The sequence below is a fragment of the Streptomyces sp. SCL15-4 genome, assembly GCF_033366695.1.
Taxonomy (GTDB): domain Bacteria; phylum Actinomycetota; class Actinomycetes; order Streptomycetales; family Streptomycetaceae; genus Streptomyces.
Genome location: NZ_JAOBTQ010000001.1, coordinates 6,400,584 through 6,417,432, shown reverse-complemented (window position 1 = coordinate 6,417,432; position 16,849 = coordinate 6,400,584). Strand labels below are relative to the sequence as shown.

The 16,849-nt window shown below is 75.3% G+C and carries 15 protein-coding genes; 6 read left to right on the top strand and 9 right to left on the bottom strand.

Annotation, left to right across the window (positions count from 1 at the left end; all coding sequences use genetic code 11):
* Positions 1 to 3: 3 nt before the first annotated feature.
* The gene (locus SCK26_RS28770) at positions 4 to 1,053 is read right to left on the bottom strand and encodes a zinc-dependent alcohol dehydrogenase family protein (RefSeq protein ID WP_318204244.1); all 1,050 of its coding nucleotides are present in this window, start codon (positions 1,051 to 1,053) and stop codon (positions 4 to 6) included.
* Positions 1,054 to 1,159: 106 nt separating this feature from the next.
* Positions 1,160 to 1,870, bottom strand: a complete 711-nt coding sequence (locus tag SCK26_RS28765; RefSeq protein WP_318204243.1) for a VIT family protein — start codon at positions 1,868 to 1,870, stop codon at positions 1,160 to 1,162.
* A gap of 435 nt (positions 1,871 to 2,305) precedes the next feature.
* Here SCK26_RS28765 and SCK26_RS28760 point away from each other — a divergent pair, with 435 nt between their 5' ends.
* The 5 genes from SCK26_RS28760 (at position 2,306) to SCK26_RS28740 (ending at position 7,177) form a co-directional block, all read left to right on the top strand.
* Positions 2,306 to 3,289 carry a DEDDh family exonuclease gene (locus tag SCK26_RS28760; protein WP_318204242.1) on the top strand — a complete coding sequence of 328 codons (984 nt, stop codon included), beginning with the start codon at positions 2,306 to 2,308 and terminating at the stop codon, positions 3,287 to 3,289.
* A 110-nt stretch (positions 3,290 to 3,399) separates the two neighbouring features.
* Positions 3,400 to 3,633: a hypothetical protein gene (locus SCK26_RS28755; RefSeq protein WP_318204241.1), complete on the top strand. Its 234-nt coding sequence runs from the start codon at positions 3,400 to 3,402 to the stop codon at positions 3,631 to 3,633.
* 25 nt (positions 3,634 to 3,658) lie between these two features.
* Positions 3,659 to 4,480, top strand: a complete 822-nt coding sequence (locus SCK26_RS28750) for an SURF1 family protein (protein ID WP_318204240.1) — start codon at positions 3,659 to 3,661, stop codon at positions 4,478 to 4,480.
* Between the two features lie 152 nt (positions 4,481 to 4,632).
* On the top strand, positions 4,633 to 6,417 hold the full coding sequence (locus SCK26_RS28745) for a glycoside hydrolase family 15 protein (protein WP_318204239.1): 1,785 nt from the start codon (positions 4,633 to 4,635) through the stop codon (positions 6,415 to 6,417).
* Positions 6,418 to 6,421: 4 nt separating this feature from the next.
* A complete protein-coding gene (locus tag SCK26_RS28740) occupies positions 6,422 to 7,177 on the top strand; it encodes an SDR family oxidoreductase (protein WP_318204238.1) in 756 nt (251 codons plus the stop codon).
* Positions 7,178 to 7,311: 134 nt separating this feature from the next.
* Here SCK26_RS28740 and SCK26_RS28735 read toward each other — a convergent pair whose 3' ends face one another.
* From SCK26_RS28735 to SCK26_RS28720, 4 genes are all read right to left on the bottom strand, one after another.
* A complete protein-coding gene (locus SCK26_RS28735) occupies positions 7,312 to 8,115 on the bottom strand; it encodes an enoyl-CoA hydratase/isomerase family protein (protein ID WP_318204237.1) in 804 nt (267 codons plus the stop codon).
* Positions 8,116 to 8,232: 117 nt separating this feature from the next.
* Positions 8,233 to 8,454 carry a helix-turn-helix domain-containing protein gene (locus SCK26_RS28730; protein WP_004002281.1) on the bottom strand — a complete coding sequence of 74 codons (222 nt, stop codon included), beginning with the start codon at positions 8,452 to 8,454 and terminating at the stop codon, positions 8,233 to 8,235.
* 335 nt (positions 8,455 to 8,789) lie between these two features.
* The gene (locus tag SCK26_RS28725) at positions 8,790 to 10,388 is read right to left on the bottom strand and encodes an ABC-F family ATP-binding cassette domain-containing protein (protein ID WP_318204236.1); all 1,599 of its coding nucleotides are present in this window, start codon (positions 10,386 to 10,388) and stop codon (positions 8,790 to 8,792) included.
* A gap of 93 nt (positions 10,389 to 10,481) precedes the next feature.
* Positions 10,482 to 11,006, bottom strand: a complete 525-nt coding sequence (locus SCK26_RS28720) for a hypothetical protein (RefSeq protein WP_318204235.1) — start codon at positions 11,004 to 11,006, stop codon at positions 10,482 to 10,484.
* 1,376 nt (positions 11,007 to 12,382) lie between these two features.
* Here SCK26_RS28720 and SCK26_RS28715 point away from each other — a divergent pair.
* Complete coding sequence (locus SCK26_RS28715; RefSeq protein WP_318204234.1) at positions 12,383 to 12,796, top strand: VOC family protein; 414 nt, start codon at positions 12,383 to 12,385, stop codon at positions 12,794 to 12,796.
* Positions 12,797 to 12,813: 17 nt separating this feature from the next.
* Here SCK26_RS28715 and SCK26_RS28710 read toward each other — a convergent pair whose 3' ends face one another.
* The 3 genes from SCK26_RS28710 to SCK26_RS28700 form a co-directional block, all read right to left on the bottom strand.
* Complete coding sequence (locus SCK26_RS28710) at positions 12,814 to 14,073, bottom strand: hypothetical protein (protein ID WP_318204233.1); 1,260 nt, start codon at positions 14,071 to 14,073, stop codon at positions 12,814 to 12,816.
* Between the two features lie 345 nt (positions 14,074 to 14,418).
* The gene (locus SCK26_RS28705) at positions 14,419 to 15,546 is read right to left on the bottom strand and encodes an alpha/beta hydrolase (RefSeq protein ID WP_318204232.1); all 1,128 of its coding nucleotides are present in this window, start codon (positions 15,544 to 15,546) and stop codon (positions 14,419 to 14,421) included.
* Between the two features lie 347 nt (positions 15,547 to 15,893).
* Positions 15,894 to 16,646, bottom strand: a complete 753-nt coding sequence (locus SCK26_RS28700) for a class II aldolase/adducin family protein (protein ID WP_318204231.1) — start codon at positions 16,644 to 16,646, stop codon at positions 15,894 to 15,896.
* Positions 16,647 to 16,849: the final 203 nt, after the last annotated feature.

Below are 16,849 nucleotides of genomic sequence, written 5' to 3'. Positions count from 1 at the left end.
CGGTCACCGGCCGTTGGTGACCAGCACCTTCAGGGCCGTGCGCTCGTCCATCGCCCGGTAGCCGGCCGGGACGCCCTCGATGTCGACGGTCAGGTCGAACACCGGCGAGGGGTCGATCGTGCCGTCGAGGACGTCGGGCAGCAGGTCGGGGATGTAGGCGCGGACCGGGGCGACACCGCCGCGCAGGGCGATGTTCCGGTCGAACATCACGCCGAGGTCCAGGCCGGTGCCGCTGCCGTGGGGCACGCCCACGAAGCCGATGGCGCCGCCGTCGCGGGTGATGCCGACGGCCGTCCGCATGGACTGCTCGGTGCCGACCGCCTCCACGACGGCGTGCGCGCCCCGGCCCCGGGTCAGTTCGCGGACGGCCTCGACGGCGGCCTCCCCGCGCTCGGCGACGACGTCGGTGGCGCCGAACCGGCGCGCGATGTCGGTCCGCGCCTGGTGCCGGCCCAGGGCGATGATCCGCTCGGCGCCGAGCCGCTTGGCGGCCAGGACGGCGCACAGCCCGACCGCGCCGTCCCCGACGACGGCGACGGTGGCCCCGGGCCGGGCGCCGGCGCCGAGGGCGGCGTGGTGGCCGGTGCCGAGCACGTCGGACAGGGTCAGCAGGGCGGACAGCAGGTGGTCGTCCGTGGCCGCCTCCTTGGGCAGCGGGACGAGGGTGCCGTCGGCGAACGGCACGCGGACGGCCTCGCCCTGGCCGCCGTCGTAGCCGACCGAGCCCCAGAAGCCGCCGTGCTCACAGGAGGTGGTCAGGCCCTCGCGGCAGTAGTCGCAGACGCCGTCGGACCACATGAAGGGCGCCACCACCAGGTCACCGCGGCGGACGGTGCCCACGTCGGAGCCGGCCTCCTCCACGACGCCGAGGAACTCGTGCCCGATGCGCTGACCCGGCTGCCGCGCGGCCTCGCCCCGGTAGGCCCACAGGTCGCTGCCGCAGATGCAGGCGCGCAGCACCCGTACGACGGCGTCGGTGGGCAGCTGCACCACGGGGTCGGGGACGTCCTCCACGCGCATGTCGTAGGGGGCGTGGATGGTGGTGGCGCGCATGACGGGGTCCTTCTCGTGCGGGGCGGTGCGGCGCGCCCACGGGTGGCGGGCGCACTTCACCGTACGTCCTGCTCACGGCGCCCCGCGCGGCCAGGGGCCCGGGCGCTCAGACCCCGGCCGCGCCGAGCAGGCTGCCCGCCGCGTAGGTCACGCCCATCGCCAGTGCCCCGCCGGCCACGTTGCGCACCACCGCGCGCGAGGGGCGGGCCGCGCCGAGGCGGGCGCTGCTCCACCCGGTGAGGACCAGGGCGGCGAGGACGCAGCACACGGTGACCGGGAGCCGGGCGCCGGCCGGTGGCAGCACGATGGCCAGCAGCGGGAGCAGCGCGCCCACGGTGAAGGCCAGGAAGCTCGCCCAGGCCGCGTGCCAGGGGTTGGTCAGCTCGTCCGGGTCGATGCCCAGCTCCACGCGCGCGTGGGCCCGCAGCGCGTCCCGCGCGGTGAGCTGTTCGGCGGCCTCGCGGGCCACGTCCCCGGACAGGCCGCGCCGGGCCAGCAGCTCGGTCAGCTCCCGCAGTTCGGCCTCCGGCTGGTCGCGCAGTTCCCGTCGCTCCGCGGCCAGCGCGGCCATCTCGGAGTCGCGCTGGGTGGAGACGGAGACGTATTCGCCGGCCGCCATGGACATCGAGCCGGCGAGCAGTCCGGCCAGTCCGGCGGTGAGCAGCGCGGCGCGGCTCCCGGTGGCGCCGGCCACGCCGACGACCAGGCCGGCGGTGGAGACGATGCCGTCGTTCGCGCCCAGTACGGCGGCCCGCAGCCAGTTCAGCCGGGAGCCGAGCGCGCCGCCGTGGGCCTCGTCGTGGGTGGGTTCCGTCACAGCAGGGAGGATCCCACCGGCAGCGCCCCGGCCGCCGCACCGACGCTCCCGCGCCGCCCCGCCCATGCCCGCCCTCGCCACCGGTCCACCGCCGCGCCCCGCCGGCCGGCCCCGGACCGCTGCCACCCGCCCCGGACCGACGCCCCGGACGAACGCCGGACTGGTCGCGTCGGCTCCACCGAGGAACGTTCTGACGATCCGTCACCCACCGGGACAGCAGGCGGACATCCGGAACCCGGTACGGGCGGGCGTGATGTCCCGGAATCGGGCGGACGCGGCGGTGCCGGGTGAGCGGGCACGCGCGCGTAGGTACGGGACGACCGGGCGCGCGGGCGCGCGCGTGTGTGCGGTGGCCGAGCGGGCGGGCGGGCCCGGGGCGTGGGCGCCGGGCCTGGGGGACGGCGTTGTCGGTGGCGGCCCGTATCCTCAGTGACCATGCTCGAAGACCGTGCGACCGCAGCGCCCTCCGCCACCTCGTGGCCGGCCGCGTATCCGAAGGGATACGCGGTCGTTGACGTGGAGACCACCGGACTGGCCCGGGACGACCGGATCATCTCGGCGGCCGTGTACCGGCTGGACGCGCGCGGCGAGGTCGAGGACCACTGGTACACGCTGGTCAACCCGGAGCGCGATCCGGGACCCGTGTGGATACACGGTCTGACGAGCGAGCTGCTCGACGGCGCGCCGCTGTTCGCGGACGTGGCCGAGGAGTTCGCCGCCCGTCTGGACGGCCGGGTGCTGGTGGCGCACAACGCCGTCTTCGACTGGCAGATGATCGCGCGGGAGTACGCGCGCGTGCGGCGCGAGGCGCCGGTGCGCCAGCGGCTGTGCACCATCGCGCTGTCCAAGGAGCTGGGGCTGCCCCTGCCCAACTTCAAGCTGGAGTCGCTGGCGGCCCACTTCGGGGTCGTACAACAGCGGGCGCACCACGCGCTGGACGACGCGCGGGTGCTGGCGGAGGCGTTCCGGCCCAGCCTGCGGGCCGCGGCGGCGGGCGGCGTCCGGCTGCCGCTGCTGGAGTGCCGGCCGCTGACGGAGTGGTCGGACCGGCCGGTGCCCCGGCAGGCGTCGGGCGGCTACGGCGGCTATCGGCAGGCCGGTTGGCGCCCCGCCCGCAAAAGGCCTGCATGCCCCTATCCCAACCCGGGACGCTACGAAGACGGCAAAAGGCTCAAACAGGGCATGCGGGTCGCCTTCTCGGGTGATACGTCGACGGAGCGCGAGTTGCTGGAGGACCGCGCCACCGAGGCCGGGCTGCATGTGGCCGGCAGCGTCTCCCGGCTGACCAGTCTGCTGGTGACCAACGACCCGGACTCGGGCACGTCGAAGACGGTCAAGGCCAGGCAGTACGGCACGCCGATCGTGGACGAGGCCGCGTTCGGGCAGTTGCTCCGGGACGTGGAGCCCGCCGACGGGTAGCCACGGCCGAGGCCGCGCGCGGTTCGTTCATCGTACGAACGGGTGATTGGCCCACGACTCACCCGGCACCGGCTCGCCGAGGGCGACGGCGACGGCTCACCCTGTGGCCCATGGCGACATGCGAAGTCTGCGGCAACGACTACGGAATGACCTTCGAGGTGCACGCGCAGGGCGCCGTGCATGTCTTCGACTGCTTCTCCTGTGCGATCCACCGCATGGCCCCGCTCTGCGAGCACTGCCGGGTGCAGATCATCGGCCAGGGCGTGGAGGCGGAGGGCCACTGGTTCTGCGGCGCGCACTGCGCCCGGGCCGAGGGGAGGGCCGGCATCGTGGACCGGGTCTGACCCGGCACCCGCCTGAACGCACCCCATGACGCGGAGGTACCGTCGTGGGGTGCACCGCTACCGCTTCCTGCTGTCCCGCCAGTGGGTGATCCTCACCCTCGTCGCGATCGCGCTGATCCCGACGATGATCAGGCTGGGCTTCTGGCAGCAGCACCGCTACGAGGAACGCACGGCCCGCAACGACCTGGTCTCCGCCGCGCTGCACGCCGACCCGGTCCCGGTCGAGCGGCTGACCTCTCCCGGGCACACGGTGACCCGCGCCGAGAAGTACCGCACGGTCACCGCGACCGGCACCTTCGACACCTCGAAGGAGGTCGTGGTCCGCCGCCGTACCAACGCCGACGGCGAGGTCGGTTTCCACGTCCTCACCCCCCTCGTCCTCGACGACGGCAAGGTGCTGCTCGTCAACCGGGGCTGGATCCCCGCGAACGGCGCGCAGACCGACTACCCGAAGGTACCGGCGCCGCCGGCCGGGCGGACCACCGTCACCGGACGGCTGATGGCCGACGAGACGACCGCCGCGAGCGGCATCAAGAACGTCAAGGGCCTGCCCGACCGGCAGATCATGCTGATCAGCAGTGCCGAGGAGGCGCGGCGGCTGGACGCGCGGGTGCTCGGCGGCTACATCCAGCAGACCGCGCCCCGCGCCGAGGACGGCTCCCCGGAGCAGATCTCCGACCCGGGCAGCGAGGACGCTCCGCTCAACTACGCGTACATGATCCAGTGGTGGCTGTTCGCGGCGGCCGTCCCGGTCGGCTGGTGGTTCCTGGTCCGGCGCGAGCTGCGCGACCGGGAGGAAGCCGCGGCGGAACGGCACACCGAGGAAAACGAACCGGCCCCGGTCTGACACCCGGCCGGCCCGCGCGCTCCCGCACCGCCCGGCCGACGGCTCGTCCCCGTCCCTCCCCGGTCACGGCACGCCTCCGCCGCCCCGTGACCGGCTCACTCCCCCGGCGGACCGGCTGGTTGGTCCGCCGGGCCGACGGGAAACCGGTTCCCGTGAAAGCGCGCATCGACGACTACGCCCTCATCGGGGACGAACAGACCGCGGCCCTGGTCGGCAAGGACGGCTCGATCGACTGGCTGTGCCTGCCGCGCTTCGACTCCGGCGCCTGTTTCGCCCGGCTGCTGGGCGACGAGGACCACGGCCACTGGCGGATCGCGCCCGAGGGAGCGGACGTCTGCACCCGCCGCGCCTACCGGCCGGGCACCCTCGTCCTGGACACCGAATGGGAGACGGCGGACGGCGCGGTGCGCGTCACCGACCTGATGCCGCAGCGCGAGCGCGCTCCCGACGTCGTGCGGATCGTGGAGGGCGTCCGCGGCCGGGTCACCGTCCGCAGCACGCTGCGGCTGCGCTTCGACTACGGCTCGATCATGCCGTGGGTGCGGCGCGCGGACGGCCACCGGGTGGCCGTCGCCGGCCCGGACTCCGCCTGGCTGCGCACCGAGCCGGCCGTGCGCACCTGGGGCGAGCGGTACGGCACCCACTCGCGGTTCACCGTCGCCGAGGGCGAGCGGGTCGCGTTCGTGCTCACCTGGCACCCCTCGCACGAGAGACGGCCGCCGCTGATCGACCCGTACGAGGCACTGGAGAGCAGCGTCGCCGACTGGCGGGCCTGGGCCGGGCGGTGCCGTTACGACGGACCGTACCGGGAGGCGGTGGTGCGCTCCCTCATCACCCTCAAGGCCCTCACCTACGCCCCGACCGGCGGGATCGTCGCCGCGGCGACCACCTCGCTGCCCGAGAACCCGGGCGGCGTGCGCAACTGGGACTACCGGTACTGCTGGCTGCGCGACTCCACCCTCACCCTCGGCGCGCTGCTCACCGCGGGCTACCAGGAGGAGGCCGGGGCGTGGCGGGACTGGCTGCTGCGCGCGGTCGCCGGCAACCCGGCCGACCTCCAGATCATGTACGGCGTGGCGGGCGAGCGGCGGCTGCCGGAGACGGAACTGCCCTGGCTGCCCGGCTTCGCCGGCTCCGCCCCCGTCCGCATCGGCAACGGCGCCGTCGACCAGCTCCAGCTGGACGTGTACGGCGAGGTGATGGACTCCCTGTCGCTGGCCCGCGCCTCGGGGCTGTCCCCGAAGCCGCACATGTGGGCGATGCAGCGGTCGCTGATGAAGTTCCTGGAGTCGGCGTGGCGGCAGCCGGACGAGGGCCTGTGGGAGGTGCGCGGCGGCCGGCGGCACTTCGTGCACTCCAAGGTGATGGTGTGGGTGGCCGCCGACCGGGCCGTGGGAACGCTGGAGCGGCACCCGGAGCTGAGCGGCGATCTGGAGGGCTGGCGCCGGCTGCGCGACGAGGTCCACCGGGAGGTGTGCGAGAAGGGCTTCGACCCGGAGCGCAACACCTTCACCCAGTACTACGGCTCCCGGGAGCTGGACGCCGCGCTGCTGCTCATCCCGCGCGTGGGCTTCCTGCCGCCGGACGACCCCCGGGTGGTCGGCACGGTCGACGCCATCCGCCACGACCTCGGGCACGGCGGCTTCCTGCGCCGCTACGACACCGACGGCTCGGTCATCGACGGGCTGCCGAGCGGCGAGGGAGCGTTCCTCGCCTGCTCCTTCTGGCTGGCCGACGCCCTGCACCTGACCGGCCGGACGCGCGAGGCCCGCGAGCTGTTCGACCGGCTGGTGGGGCTGTGCAACGACGTCGGGCTGCTGGCCGAGGAGTACGACCCGCTCGGCGGCTGCCAGCTCGGCAACTTCCCGCAGGCGTTCAGCCATATCGGCCTGGTGAACACCGCGCTCACGCTCTTCGGGGAGGACGGGGCAGGATAGGGCCATGGATCTTGGACTGAAGGACCGGGTGTACGTCGTCACCGGAGCCACCCGGGGACTGGGCAACGCCACCGCGCGGGAACTCGTCGCGGACGGGGCGAAGGTGGTCGTCAGCGGCCGGGACGGGCAGCGGGCCGCCGAGGCCGCCGCCGCCCTGGGCCCGAACGCGGTGGGCGTCGCCGCGGACAACGCCGACCCGGACGCCCCCGAGCGGCTGATCGCGGCGGCCCGGGAGAGCTTCGGCGGCTTCCACGGGGTGCTGGTCAGCGTGGGCGGGCCGGCGCCCGGTTTCGTCGCCGACAACACCGACGAGCAGTGGCGGGACGCGTTCGAGTCCGTCTTCCTCGGCGCGGTGCGGCTGGCCCGCGCGGCGGCGGCCGAGCTGCCGGAGGGCGGGGTGATCGCCTTCGTGCTGTCCGGGTCGGTGTACGAGCCGATCCCGGGGCTGACGGTCTCCAACGGGCTGCGGCCGGGGCTCGCCGGGTTCGCCAAGTCGCTCGCCGACGAGCTGGGGCCGCGCGGCATCCGGGTGGTGGGAGTGCTGCCCGGCCGGATCGACACCGATCGCGTCCGCGAGCTGGACGCGCGGTCCGCCGACCCCGAGGCCACCCGGACCGCGAACGCCTCGCGCATTCCGCTGCGCCGCTACGGGCAGCCGGAGGAGTTCGGCCGGACGGCCGCGTTCCTGCTGTCTCCGGCCGCGTCGTACCTGACCGGGATCATGGTGCCCGTCGACGGAGGCATGCGGCACGGCTTCTGACGGCGGCCCCGGTGCGCACCGGCGTGCCGTGACGCCGGTGCGCCGATCCGCCGGGCCGCGAGGAGGGCCCGGCGGACGCACGCGGTCGCCCGCGGGGCCGTACCGCGCCTGCCGTGGTTCTTTTCCTCCGATGCCTACTCGCCGAGGCCGGCCAGGTCGCGCAGGCGGCGGGCCTGGGCGGCGCGTTCGGCCGCGCGCTGCTCGTCGTACGTCCGGTCGACGGCGCCGCGCAGCAGTGCCTTGGTCTCCACCACAGCGTCCCGGGGCGCGGCCAGCAGCGCCGCGGCCAGGTCGCGTGCCGTCGCGTCCAGTTCGGCCGCGGGCACGGCGAGGTTGGCCAGCCCGCTCGCCACGGCCTCCTCGGCACCGACGAACCGCCCGGTCGCGCAGATCTCCAGCGCGCGGGCGTACCCGACGAGGCCGACCAGCGGGTGGGTGCCGGTCAGGTCGGGGACGAGGCCGAGGCTGGTCTCGCGCATGGCGAACTGCACGTCGTCGGCGACGACCCTGAGGTCGCAGCCGAGCGCGAGCTGGAAGCCGGCCCCGATGGCATGGCCCTGGACGGCGGCGATGGACACGATGTCGGTCCGCCGCCACCAGGTGAACGCCTCCTGGTATTCGGCGATGGTCGCGTCGAGCCCGGCGTCGTCACGGCGCGCGAGTTCGATGAAGGTCGGCTCGCCCGGGAGCCCCTCCGGGGTGAACATCCGGCGGTCCAGCCCGGCGGAGAAGGACTGGCCCTCGCCGCGCAGCACGACCACCCGGACGGAGCCCGGCAGCAGCCGGCCGGCCTCGGCGAGCGCCCGCCACAGGGCGGGAGTCTGCGCGTTGCGCTTGGCCGGGTTGGTCAGCGTCACCGTGGCGAGGGAGTCCTCGACGGTGAGCCGTACCCCGTCCTTGTCGAGTGCGGGAGCGAGGTCCTGGTCGGGCGAAGCCATGGGATGCCTCCGATGGGTGCGGTCAGCAGAGCAGAGCTAAGTGACTGCACAGTAACCACCCGGCCGGTCGATCCGCCGACCGGGTGGCCACCATCGAAGCCGATGGGCCGCCCGGAGTCAGGACGAAGCGGCCTTCTTGCCGCGGGTCGCTCCGCCACGCCCACGGAGCGTGACACCCGACTCGCTGAGCATCCGGTGCACGAAGCCATACGAGCGGCCGGTCTCCTCGGCCAGTGCCCGGATGCTCGCACCGGAGTCGTACTTCTTCTTCAGGTCTGCCGCGAGCTTGTCGCGCGCGGCGCCGGTCACCCGGCTGCCCTTCTTCAGAGTCTCGGCCACCCGTGCCTCCTCATGGGAAGTGCGCTCTGGTCTCCTCATGATCACCCCTCCCGGGCGTGATGGCCACCCATTCGGCAAGGTCGGTGGGACATCGTTGTGACGACAGGAGGCGATCCCCACAAGCGGAATGCGGAATTCCAGCGGGCGGGGTCCGGAGGGCCGTACGGGCGGATTCGCGAAGTACCAGGTCAGGAACGCCGAACGGCCGGCCCTCCGGCTGTCGGGGGGTCGGCCGCGAAATCCGTGTACGACACACCTCGATACGAGGAGATCTCACACAGATGAGGGATCACGGATCGGCCGAATGATCCATGCGCAGGGATCCGGCCCGTCGATCACGCCAGGGCGACCAGGTCCGCGTAGTCGGAGCCCCACAGGTCCTCGACGCCGTCCGGGAGCAGGATGATCCGCTCCGGCTGGAGCGCCTCGACGGCGCCCTCGTCGTGGGTGACGAGGACGACCGCGCCCTTGTAGGTGCGCAGGGCGCCGAGGATCTCCTCGCGGCTGGCCGGGTCGAGGTTGTTCGTCGGCTCGTCCAGGAGCAGCACGTTCGCCGAGGAGACGACGAGCGTGGCGAGGGCCAGGCGGGTCTTCTCGCCGCCGGAGAGGACACCGGCCGGCTTGTCGACGTCGTCGCCGGAGAACAGGAACGAGCCGAGCACCTTGCGGACCTCGACCAGGTCCATGTCGGGAGCGGCCGAGCGCATGTTCTCCAGGACCGTGCGGTCGGGGTCCAGGGTCTCGTGCTCCTGCGCGTAGTAGCCCAGCTTCAGGCCGTGGCCCGGGACGACCTGGCCGGTGTCGGGCTGCTCCACGCCGCCGAGCAGCCGCAGCAGGGTGGTCTTGCCGGCGCCGTTGAGGCCGAGGATGACGACCCGGGAGCCCTTGTCGATGGCCAGGTCGACGTCGGTGAAGATCTCCAGGGAGCCGTACGACTTCGACAGGCCCTCGGCCATCAGCGGGGTCTTGCCGCAGGGCGCGGGCTCGGGGAAGCGGAGCTTGGCGACCTTGTCGGACTGGCGGACCGCCTCCAGGCCGGAGAGCAGCTTGTCCGCGCGGCGGGCCATGTTCTGCGCGGCGACCGTCTTGGTGGCCTTGGCGCGCATCTTGTCGGCCTGCGAATGCAGGGCGGCGGCCTTCTTCTCGGCGTTGGCGCGCTCGCGCTTGCGGCGCTTCTCGTCGGCCTCGCGCTGCTGCTGGTAGAGCCTCCAGCCCATGTTGTAGACGTCGATCTGGGCGCGGTTGGCGTCCAGGTAGAACACCTTGTTCACGACCGTCTCGACCAGGTCGACGTCGTGGGAGATGACGATGAAGCCGCCGCGGTAGGTCTTCAGGTAGTCCCGCAGCCAGACGATCGAGTCCGCGTCGAGGTGGTTGGTGGGCTCGTCCAGGAGCAGGGTGTCGGCGTCGGAGAACAGGATCCGGGCCAGCTCGATACGGCGGCGCTGACCGCCGGAGAGCGTGTGCAGCGGCTGGCCGAGCACCCGGTCGGGCAGGTTCAGCGCGGCGGCGATGGTGGCGGCCTCGGCCTCGGCGGCGTACCCGCCCTTGGTGAGGAACTCCGTCTCCTGGCGCTCGTACTGCTTCATGGCCTTCTCGCGCGTGGAGCCCTTGCCGTTGGCGATCCGCTCCTCGTTCTCGCGCATCTTGCGGATCAGCGCGTCGAGGCCGCGCGCGGACAGGATGCGGTCGCGGGCGAGGACGTCGAGGTCGCCGGTGCGGGGGTCCTGCGGGAGGTAGCCCACCTCGCCGGAGCGGGTGATCGTGCCGGCGGCCGGGATGCCCTCGCCGGCCAGGCACTTGGTGAGGGTGGTCTTGCCTGCGCCGTTGCGGCCGACGAGGCCGATGCGGTCGCCCTTGGCGACACGGAAGGTGGCGTTCTCGATGAGGACGCGCGCACCGGCGCGCAGCTCGATACCGGAGGCGGAGATCACGGACAGACTCCAGGGCGTACAGAGGTTGGCGGGTGGGCGGCTGAGGACGTTCCCGCCGTCTAATGCGCGAGGAGAATGGCCATGGGTCCCAGTCTAACGGGGCGGTGCAAGCTGTTTTCCTGCGTCCTGGTGTCCGGGGCCCGGGCCGGGCGGATCGTTGCCGAGCGGGGTCCGGCCGGGTGCGATGCGGCCGAGGTCGTCCAGGGCGACGAGCTGGCCGGTCCAGGCGGTGTCCGCGCAGGGCTGGGCGAGCAGCAGGGCCGTACCGCGCCGGACCGCGCCCTCGGGGCGGAACGCGCAGCCGCGGCGGGCGGGCAGTGTCCAGCGCAGATCGCCGTCGGCGGTGCGGTACGCGGTGACGCGGTGCGGGGTGACGACGGCGAGGATGCCGTGGCCGAGGGGGCGCAGGACGCCGGCGCCGCCGTGGGCGGGGAGCCACTCGGCCGCGTCGGGCAGGGCCCGGTGCCAGCGCACGGTACGGCCGTCGGTGGCGGTGAGCAGCCCGTCGTCCCAGAGCGTGATCGCCTCCCCGCGCGCGGGCAGCGCGACGACGGGCCGGTGGCCCGCGCGCGAGTACCGCCAGCGCGGAACTCCGGTGCGGGTGTCGTACCCGGCCACGACGGCCCCTCGCACCCGGGGCACCCAGGTCCGGTCCGCTTGCGCGGCCCCCACGAGCCGGTCCCCGTAGGCCGGCGGCCGCCCCTGGTGCAGTACGACGAGAAGGCAGCACCCCGCAACCAGACCGAGCGCCCGGCAGAGGTACGCGCCGAGGGGGCGGTGGTGGCGCGGCGGGGGCGCGGAGGTGACGGCGTACGCCGGGTGGGAGCGGGGGCGCGGCGGGGGCGCGGAGAAGGCGGCATGCGGCGGGTGGGAGGCGGGGCTCGGTGGGGGCGCAGGGGCTGTGGCGGGCGGCGGGGGCGAGACGGATGCCGGGGGCGGGGTGGGTGTGGGCTGAGGGGAGGGGGGTGTCGGTGGCGCGGCGGGCGCGGGCGCGGGCCGGGGGGTGGAGGCCGGTGCCGGGGAGGCGGCGGGCGCGGACACGAGGTCAGGGGCCGACGACGGGGTATCGGACGCGGCGGGCGCAGACGCGGGGCGGGTGGCGGAAGCCTGGGCCGGGGACGCGGCAGGCGCCGGGTCGGGGGCCGAAGGTGGGGCCTGAGAGGTGGCGGGTGCAGGCGCGGGGTGGGAGTCGGAAGCCGGGGACGGGGCTGGGGCGAGGGCGGGGCCGGAGGCCGCCGGCTGGGAAACGGTGGGCGCGGACACGAGGTCAGGGGCCGAAGCCGGGGCCTCGGACGCGGCAGGCGCAGGCGCGGGGCGGGTGGCGGAAGCCGGGGCCTGAGGCGCGGGTGGGGCGGAGGTGGGGCCGTCGGCCGCCGGCTGGGGCACGGTGGGCGCGGACACGCGGTCACGGGCCGACGACGGGGTATCGGACGCGGCGGGCGCGGGCCCGGGGCGGGTGGCGGAAGCCGGGGCCTGAGGCGCGGGTGGGGCGGGGGCGTCGTCGGTGGCCGGTATCCGGGGCGCGGACATGAGGGCAGGGGCCGACGACGGGGTTTCGGACGCGGCTGGCGCCAGCGCGGGCTGGCGGGCGGAAGCCGGCGCCGGGGACGCGGCCGGCGTGGGGGCGGGGTCCGGGGCCGGGGACGCGGCGGGCGCGGTGGGCGCGGACACGAGGTCTCGGTCGGAAGACGGGGCATCGGACGCGGCGGAAGCAGGTGCCGGGGAGGTGGCGGGGGCGGGGGGTGGGTGGTGGGGTGGGGTGGGCACCGTTTTTCCCCTTCGTTGTCCCCTGGGCATGGCTCGGACGCAGCGTAGTGACGGCGGGTGGGTGGGGCGGGGTGGCGGGACGGGGTGGGCGGGGGAAGTCGCCCGGTCGGGGGATGGCCGGTGGGGATGGGACGGTTTCGGGTGTTGTGCGGGGTGGGAAGCGAAGACGCGTGCGGTGCGAAGGCCGCCGGAGGACGACGGAACCGGTGCGCGAAGGAGTGGTCGGCATGACGGGCACGGGCGGTGGACGGCCGGGCGTCTGTCCCACGCTGCGGTACGCGGACGCGAAGGCGGCGATCAGGCAGCTCACCGAGGGCCTCGGCTTCACCGAGCTGTCGGTGTACGAGACGGCGGACGGTACGGTCCTGCACGCCGAGCTGGCCCAGGCCGGCGGCGTGGTGATGATCGGCTCCAAGGGCCGCGGCGGCCCCCTCGACACCGTCCTGGAGGACGCGGGGCCCGCCGGGGTGTACGTCGTGGTGGACGACGTGGACGCCCACCACGAGCGGGCCGTGGCGCACGGCGTGGAGATCCTCATGGCCCCGGCGGACCAGGACTACGGCGCCCGGGAGTACCTGGCCCGGGACACCGGGGGGAACGTCTGGAGCTTCGGGACGTACGCCCCGGAGACCGGGGCCTGAGCCGCCCCGGCCGTGCCTCATCCCCCGGTGTGCACCTGGAACGCGGCCCGGCGCACGGCCTTGGCCAGCGCCGGGTCGGGGTGCGCGGCGGCGAGCGCGACCAGCACCTGCACGGTGCGCGGATGGCCCACGGCGCGGACCTCTTCGAGCAGCTGGGGCACGGTGGGCTGCACCGCGGACTCCAGGTGCCGGACCAGCATCGGCGCCTCACCGTGGTCGGCGACGGCGGCGGCGGTGTCCACCCACAGCCAGGTGGCCTCCTCGCGGGTGAGCACCTCGTGGGCGTCCTCCGGGTCGACGCCGTCGTGCTCGGCCAGCCACAGCAGGGCGTACGGCCGCAGGGCCGGCTCGTCCACCACGGCCCGTACGTCGGGCTCGGCGGGCGCGCCGACGACGCGCAGCGCCTCGAAGGCCAGCCCGCGCAGCAGCGCGTCGTCGCCGCGGGCGGCGTCGATCAGCTCGGTGACGGCGCCGCCGACGGGGCGGGCGGCGAGCCAGGCGCGGTACTCGGCGCGGGCCGCGTTGGGGCGCAGCTGGGCGCAGCCGCGCAGCATGTCCTCGGCGGACTGCTCGATGTTGCCGGCGGGGCTCTGCGCGGCCACGCAGATCTGCTCCAGCTTGACCCACACCGCCCAGCTGCCCAGCGGGGTGAGGGTGGCCTGGCCGCCGCCGTAGGTGAGGGCGCCGACCGAGGCGAGGGCCCGCAGCGCCCAGTCGAGCAGCGGGGCGAGCGGGGCGTCGGGGGGTGTGGCCGGGGCCGGGGAGCCGGCGGGCCGTCCGGTGCCGGGTTCGTAGGCGACCTCGCAGCGTTCGGTGCGCAGCTCGGTGACCCGCTGCTGGAGCAGGTCGAGCAGCTGCTCGACCGGGACCGGGCCGGCGGACAGCTGGAGGAAGGAGAGCACCTGCGGCATGGCCGAGACGACCTCGGCGACGGCGGCGGGCTCGTACCCCTCGGGCTCGGGCGAGGCGAGCGACCAGGCGTCGAAGAGGGCGACCCAGCCGCGCAGCACGGCGCTGTCGTCGCGGTCCCAGGCGCGCAGCCGCCAGCCGGGGCGGGCGCGGTCGCCGTGCACCTCGACGAGTCCGGCGAGGCGGGCGGTGTCCCAGTCGGCGCGGATCTGAGCGGTGCTCAGGCCGAGGTCGGCGGCGGCGCGTTCGGCGGTGGCGTCGGAGAGGGTGGCCTTGCCGTCGGCGGTGGCCCCGGCACGGCCGGGGCCGAGGGCCGCGTCGGCCCAGCGGGCGACGCGGACCGCGCCGGCCAGACCGGCACGGGCCATTCCGGCCAGTTCGGCCGGGGCCGGCGTGCCCTCGGGCGGCCGGGGCGCGGCGCGGCGTGGGCGCCGCTGGTTCACAGCTCTGGGGGCGGCGGCCAGGGGCCGAGGTCGGACGAGTCGGAGCCTGGAGTCGCGCGGGATACGGGACGTCACGGGTGCAGTCTTCCGGTTGACGGTCCGAAAACCCAAACGGAATGTCACGGCGGGCTACGGGGCTGGCCAACGCACGGGGCCCGGGACGGGCCGGAGGGGCGGGATCGAGCCAGTCGTACGGCGGTGGCCGGACCGGCGCCGCGGCCGTAACCGGAATGTCCGCCACCGGCACCGGCGGGCCCGGGCGCCGGGGTGTCACAGCAGCGGGGTGAGGAACCGGCGCAGCCGTTCCTCGTACTCCTCGGGGTCCGCGTTCCACATCGCCGCGTGCGGGGCGCCGGGGACGGTGTGCAGGGTGACGAGGCCGGGCAGGCGCCGGGCGAGGCGGCGGGAGTACTCCCAGGGCGCGACCCGGTCGTCGGGGCCGTGCACGAGCAGGGCGGGGACCCGGAGCCGGTCCGGGCCGGCGGTCCGGGCGAGCCCGTCGGCGCGCAGTCCGGCCCGGCCCTGCGCGGCCCGCACCGCCAGTGGCAGCAGCGCCTGCGGGATGTGGCGGGCCCGGGCCAGCGCGCGCAGCGTGGCCTGCCAGTCGAGCACCGGGGAGTCGAGGACGAGCCCGGCGATGCGGTCGCGGACCGCGGAGTGCTCGGCGGCGCGCAGGGCCATGGTGGCGCCGGTGGACCAGCCGAGGAGGACGACGCGGCGGGCGCCGTGGTGGACGGCGTGGCGGATCGCCGCCTCGACGTCCCGCCACTCCGTCTCGCCGAGGTGGTTCAGCCGGTCCGGCGGGCGGGGGGCGCCGGGGTCGCCGCGGTAGGCGAGGGCGAGGACGGGCAGCCGGCGGGCGTGCAGGAAGCCCATGACGTTCAGGGCGTGCTCCCGGGTGGTGCCGAGGCCGTGCACGGCGATCACCCAGGTGTCCCGGGCGCCGGGCACGAACCAGGCGGGCAGGGTGCCGAGTTCGCCGGGCACGTCGACGTCGGCGTGGTCCAGGCCGAGGGCGGCGCGGGGGGTGCCGACGTACAGGTTGGGGGTGAGCCAGGCGGCGTCGCCGGGCGCGAAGGTGCCGTGGGTGACGCGTTCCAGGCGCCGTACGACGGTGTCGGCGGCGTGCGGGGTGTCCTCCAGGACGGCGCCGACGACCGCGTGCGAGCCGTCGCCGGCGAGGCCGTAGACACCGGGGCGCAGGGCGGCCAGGTCACGGGTGAGCGTGATCCGGCCGGCGGCCGTGCCGTGCACGGTGAGCCGGGGCTCGGTGGGCAGCGGACGGCCCGCGGACACCTTCAGCGCGGCGTCGCTGGCGAGCCGGCCGGCGACCACGGAGGCCGTGCCGGCGGCCAGGGCGGCGGTGACCGCACTGGCGGTCGCGGTGACGGTACGCACGGCTCCAGTGTCAGGGGGACGGCGGACGGCGGCCAGCGGAGGCGCGGGGCGGGGTGAGGAACGCGGGAGCAGCGGGGCGGAGCGGTCCGGCAGGGCGCGGCGGAGTGCGGTGAGCGGAGGCGGCCAGGCCCGGCGGAGGTGGGCCAGCGCGGCCGGCAGGACGCGGCCGAGCAGGGCCGGCGCGGTCCGCGCGGGCGCGGACGGTGCCGGCTGGGCCCGCGCGCGTGCGGTGAGACGGTCCGGCAGGGCCGGGTGGAGCGGCCGGGGCCGACCGGGCGGGACGTAGGGTACCGGCGGGGCGGGTGCGGTCCGCGGGGCGCGGGACGGGTTGCCGCTCGGCAAGGGGATCACCTCCGTTGGCCGTATCCCTTCAAGAGTTCCCCGGCCTCCGCGAGTTGTGCCTCGGTCAGCAGGGACGGGCTCAGGCCCGGCACCGACGACGCCGTCAGCCACAGGCGGCACATCCACTCCAGCTGGGCGGTGCGGTCGTAGGCCTGATCGAGGGTGGCGCCGTAGGTGACCGTGCCGTGGTTCCGGAGCAGGCAGCCGGAGCGGCCGTCGAGGGCGCGGAGCATGTTCCCGGCCAGTTCGTCGGTGCCGTAGGCGGCGTAGGGGGCGACCCGTACGGGACCGCCGAGGGCGGCGGCCATGTAGTGGACCAGCGGCAGCTCGGGGACGAGCGTGGAGACCGCGGTGGCGTGCACGGCGTGGGTGTGGACGACCGCGCGGGCGTCGGTGGTGCGGTAGACGGCGAGGTGCATGGGCAGCTCGCTGGTCGGCACGAGGCGGCCGAGCACCTGGCGGCCGGTGAGGTCGACGCCGGTGAGGTCGGCCGGGGTGAGCCGGTCGTAGGGCACGCCGGAGGGGGTGACCAGCACCAGGTCGCCGACGCGGGCGGAGACGTTGCCGGAGGTGCCGACCACCAGTCCGTCGAGGACGGTCCGCCGCGCCGTGGCGACCACCTCGTCCCAGAGCCGCGCCACGTCCTGCCCCGCCCCGGCCGCCTCATCGCCCGGCCCGGCCCCCTCCACCCCGGCCGGCCCCGTGTCCCGCCGTTCGTCCGGTCGCCCGTCTTCCACGTTCCGTCGCGGTTCAGCCATGCGGTGATCCTGCCAGCCGCCGGGGCGGTGCGGGGAGCGGGCGGGGCGGTGGTTCCGGGCCGGGAGCCGTGGGGCCGAATGGGCGGAATTAGGGGTGAAACGCCTTAAATCGACGCCACTTCGGTGAGCGGCGGACCTTGAATGACTGCCTCCTGCCCACCCCACGGCCGCCGCCGCTCCCGAGGCCCGGCGCGCCCGTCGAC

Excerpts from the sequence above, each read along its gene's own strand:
- SCK26_RS28770 (WP_318204244.1), bottom strand. The coding sequence starts at position 1,053 with ATGCGCGCCACCACCATCCACGCCCCCTACGACATGCGCGTGGAGGAC.
- SCK26_RS28760 (WP_318204242.1), top strand. The coding sequence starts at position 2,306 with ATGCTCGAAGACCGTGCGACCGCAGCGCCCTCCGCCACCTCGTGGCCG.
- SCK26_RS28755 (WP_318204241.1), top strand. The coding sequence starts at position 3,400 with ATGGCGACATGCGAAGTCTGCGGCAACGACTACGGAATGACCTTCGAG.
- SCK26_RS28750 (WP_318204240.1), top strand. The coding sequence starts at position 3,659 with ATGACGCGGAGGTACCGTCGTGGGGTGCACCGCTACCGCTTCCTGCTG.
- SCK26_RS28740 (WP_318204238.1), top strand. The coding sequence starts at position 6,422 with ATGGATCTTGGACTGAAGGACCGGGTGTACGTCGTCACCGGAGCCACC.
- SCK26_RS28735 (WP_318204237.1), bottom strand. The coding sequence starts at position 8,115 with ATGGCTTCGCCCGACCAGGACCTCGCTCCCGCACTCGACAAGGACGGG.
- SCK26_RS28715 (WP_318204234.1), top strand. The coding sequence starts at position 12,383 with ATGACGGGCACGGGCGGTGGACGGCCGGGCGTCTGTCCCACGCTGCGG.
- SCK26_RS28710 (WP_318204233.1), bottom strand. The coding sequence starts at position 14,073 with ATGGCCCGTGCCGGTCTGGCCGGCGCGGTCCGCGTCGCCCGCTGGGCC.
- SCK26_RS28700 (WP_318204231.1), bottom strand. The coding sequence starts at position 16,646 with ATGGCTGAACCGCGACGGAACGTGGAAGACGGGCGACCGGACGAACGG.